Here is a 4,243-nt window from a genome sequence, read left to right on the forward strand (position 1 = left end):
ATATATTCAATTTTTGCTCCTAGCAATAGGGAATATAAAATCTAGATACACAACAGCTTATAATTTATTAACTCCTAGCATTTTAAAAAGCTGAAAGCTGAGTGCTAATAGCTGAATGCTTACAAATTAATAGCTAATTTTCCCATTAAGAAGGGGAGGCTTTCAACGTAATTCATAATTATATATAATCTGGCTTAAAACTCTTCCGCAGCAACCATAGAAAGCAATCTCAAATCCTATCCTAGTTTTTCATACTTAATATAACTCTCCGATAAAGATATAGATTTTTGCCTGGAGTAGGGAATAGGGAACAGACAAGATACTCCCCACACTCCGCATCTCCCCATCTCCCAAAAAACAACCCTACCTAACCAGGTGAGTAAACCGAACAGCAGAAATAACTTAAACTAAGAAAAAGTAAACATTCATAGTAATTCATTTTCTATGCCTCTATTAACTGAAAGAACTTTAGAAGTTGGACAAAAACTAGAAGGCTTTGAAGTAAAAGCCATTACTGACCTAAAACAACAGCAGATGGTAGCTTATCAGCTAGAACATCTCAAAACAGGTGCTAAACTGCTACACCTATATTCAGAAGATGCCGAAAATCTATTTTCAATTAGTTTTCCCACCCCCCCTCCAAATAGTACAGGAGTACCCCACATCCTTGAACATTCTGTACTAGCAGGTTCAGAAAAATATCCTGTACGGGAACCATTTTTTGAAATGCTAAAAATGAGTCCAGCAACCTTCATTAATGCTATGACTGGCCCTGACTGTACCTATTATCCAGTCTCCAGTAAAGTCAAACAAGACCTATTCAACTTGGCAGAAGTATACTTTGATGCCGTATTCCATCCGCTGCTGACTGAAAATACCTTTAAAAGAGAAGGACATCACCTAGCTCCTGCTGACCCCGAAAACCCAACAGGAAAATTAAAATTTACTGGGGTAGTTTACAACGAAATGAGTGGAGCTTTTTCTGACCCCGAACAAAGGTTAGATAGTATTGCCAACCAAAGTCTATTTCCTGATAACATTTATGGTTTGGAATACGGAGGCGACCCCAAAAATATTCCTGAACTGACTTACGAAGACTTCCGTGACTTCCACGCCAACTATTATCATCCCAGTAATGCTTACTTCGTTTTCTACGGCAATATTCCCACTCCCGAATATCTCAACTTTTTAGCTCAAAAATTAGACGCTTTTGAAAGACGGGAACCCAATATCAATATTAACCCTCAATCTCGATGGAGTGAACCTCAGTTTAAAGAAGAATCTTATCCTGTTAGTGCAGCAGACGAAACAAAAGAGAAAACTTACATAATGATGAAATGGTTGGTGGGAGATACCACTAACTCTGAGGAATGGGTAGCTTTAGATATTCTCAGTCGTATTTTGTTGGGAAATGAAGCAGCACCCTTGAAAAAAGCGGTCGTTGAATCCCAAATTGGTCAAGATATACTGGGATCTGGAGTAGACTCTGTGGGTAAAGAAGCTACCTTCCATGTAGGTATTCAAGGAAGTGAACCTGACAAGGGAGAAGCATTTAGTCAGTTAGTTGTCAATACCCTAGAAACAATTGCTGCTGGTGAAATTGAACCTAGTATTGTTGAAGCAGCATTTCAACAGGCAACCTACCAACACCAAGAAATTGCTCGGATGTATCCTTTGCGGATGTTGTTCCGGGTGATGCAAACTTGGATTTATGGTAACGATCCATTGACGCTTTTACATATTGGCGATCGCCTCGCTGAATGTAAACAACGTTATGCTGAAAATCCTAACTATTTCAATGACTTAATTCGGGAAAAGTTACTCAACAACCCCCACCGTTTGACATTGGTATTAAAACCAGACCAAGAATGGCAATCTAATTATGACCAAGCAGTAGTGGAACAAGTCGAGCAGGTTCGTTCTCAACTAACCCCAGAACAATTAGAGCGCATCGCTACTGAAGCAGAAGAATTAGAAGCGGAGTCAGGAACACCCAATGCTCCCGAAGCAGTAGCTAAACTTCCCCAACTACAAGTAAGCGACTTACCGGAAAAACCAGAACATATTCCCACTGATGTCGAACAACTTGATGGTGAAGTAACACTATTACGAAATCATGTGTTGGCAAATGGGGTAAATTATTTACAACTAGATTTCAGTTTGCGGGGGTTGCCTGAAGATTTGTGGTTGTATGTATCTACTTATATAGATGCACTGCGCAAATTAGGTGCGGGAGAAATGAACTACGAACAAGTTGCTCATGGTATTGCTTCTTATACTGGCGGCATTAATTTTCAATGTCAGTTACGGACTTATGCTCAAGACGCCTATCGCCCTGTGTATGGACTTCGCGTCACCATGAAAACTCTGGATGACCAGATTGAACGATCATTAGAGTTGTTGCGGAACATGATTTTTGCAGTCAACCCCCGCGATACAGCTCGACTACGAGAGGTGATGACTCAATCTCATGCTCAATGTAGTTCCGATTTGATTTACAATGGTATCTACACAGCTATGTCGCGAGCTGCTGCTGGAATGACCAAGGAGGGGAGTATTAGTGAGATTGTTAATGGTTTGCCTCAATTAGAGTTGCTGAACAAAGTATGCGATCGTTTTGATGAGCATGGAGCAAATATGATGACCCAGATTGAAACTATCCGGGATTTTATTGCGAATCAACCTTTGACTGCTAGTTTTACAGGTTCCGATAGTGCTTATGAGGTAGTTAAGAAAACTCTCTCAGAGTGGGGTCTCCAACAACAGCAAAAAGAAGGAGACATTTTTGGTAGTCGCTTTGAACCAATTTACAATATACGGGAAGGTTTAGCAGGTCCGGTACAGGTGGCTTATTGCGTTCAGACTATGCCAGCACCTCACTTCAGTAATGAAAGGTCGCCACTTTTAAGATTAGGCGCTCATTTATTACGTTTGGGTTATCTATTCACAGAAATTCGTTTGAAGGGTAATGCTTACGGTGCCGGATGTAGTTACAGTGGTTTAGGAAAAACTGTTTCTCTGTATTCCTATCGTGACCCCCATGTTAGTCGAACTCTTGATGTTTTTGCTGGTTTAATAGATTATATCAAGGATGTAGATTGGACTCAGACTGATGTTGACCGTGCTATTATTGCTACAACTCAGGATGATTCTCCAGTGTTGCGTCCAGAGACAGCGACAGGTTTAGCTTTGGAACGTTATCTGACAGCAAAAAGTTCAGAAGTCAGGGAAGAACGTTATGAGCGATCGCTGAAAGCTACAGTAGCAGATGTGAAACAAACTTTGTTAGATGTGTTTACTGCGGGGATGGAACGTAATAATATTTGCGTCATGTCTTCTCGCGAGAAATTGGAAGAAGCAAACCGTCATCGCGAAGCAGATCCATTGAACATTTCTGATATTATGTAATTTAGGAATCGTAGGGGTTTGGTCTCCAAACCCCCAACAGTGCATTAGGGTGGGTTTATCTAAATCTTAGAGTAAGCATCAAAATTTCCACTAAAACCCGCCCCTACTATTGCACCATTTAAAGTGTGTCAGTCCAGTAGTGGACTGTTTCAGCTAAAACTGTGCAATAGGGAATCAGACTCTGTAGTGGCGGGTTTCACCATAGGGACGTTGCACAGGCAAAAATGCGTTTTCCGTTCCGGAATGCTCCGCTTTCCATGTCGCTCCGCGTTTTGCTGGCGCACAACTTTCCTGACGGAATGCTCCTAATTACGCACTTCGGCTGTCGCCGACATATAAAGCGGAGCTTTGCGTCAGCAAAACGTCCGTACAACGAGTTTTCACATTGAGTCAGATAAACCCGCCCCCAATGATATAACCGACCGTCTGGTGGGGTGGGTTTATCTAAATCTTAGAGTAAGCATCAAAATTCTAGCTAAAACCCGCCCCTACTATTGCACAATTTAAGGTGTGTCAGTCCAGTAGGGTGCGTTTCGGCTGTCGCCGACATGAAAAGCGGAAGCGTAACGCACCGAAATATTATACCATTTCTCAAAAACTTTTCTACATTTGATTGAAGTAGGGGAGTGGGGGTGGTATGGACGTTGCATGCAACGTCCGTACAAACAAGAATAATTAATGCTAAATTACTTCAAACTAACAATAAAGTAATTACCTTAGTTTAATTATTTATAGCAGGGAACACTTAACTGGGAACAGGGAACAGTGGGAAAAGTGTTTCCGTGGTCTTTGATTCATCATCAGTCTATGTCCTAATCGCCCTGGCTGTTGCTAT

1 protein-coding gene is annotated in these 4,243 nt (G+C 41.3%); it reads left to right on the forward strand.

Annotated features, from left to right (window positions below; genetic code table 11):
- Positions 1-444: 444 nt before the first annotated feature.
- Positions 445-3,408 carry an insulinase family protein gene (locus AFK68_RS07945; protein WP_094672282.1) on the forward strand — a complete coding sequence of 988 codons (2,964 nt, stop codon included), beginning with the start codon at positions 445-447 and terminating at the stop codon, positions 3,406-3,408.
- Positions 3,409-4,243: the final 835 nt, after the last annotated feature.

The organism is Hydrocoleum sp. CS-953, from assembly GCF_002260545.1.
Taxonomy (GTDB): domain Bacteria; phylum Cyanobacteriota; class Cyanobacteriia; order Cyanobacteriales; family Microcoleaceae; genus Trichodesmium.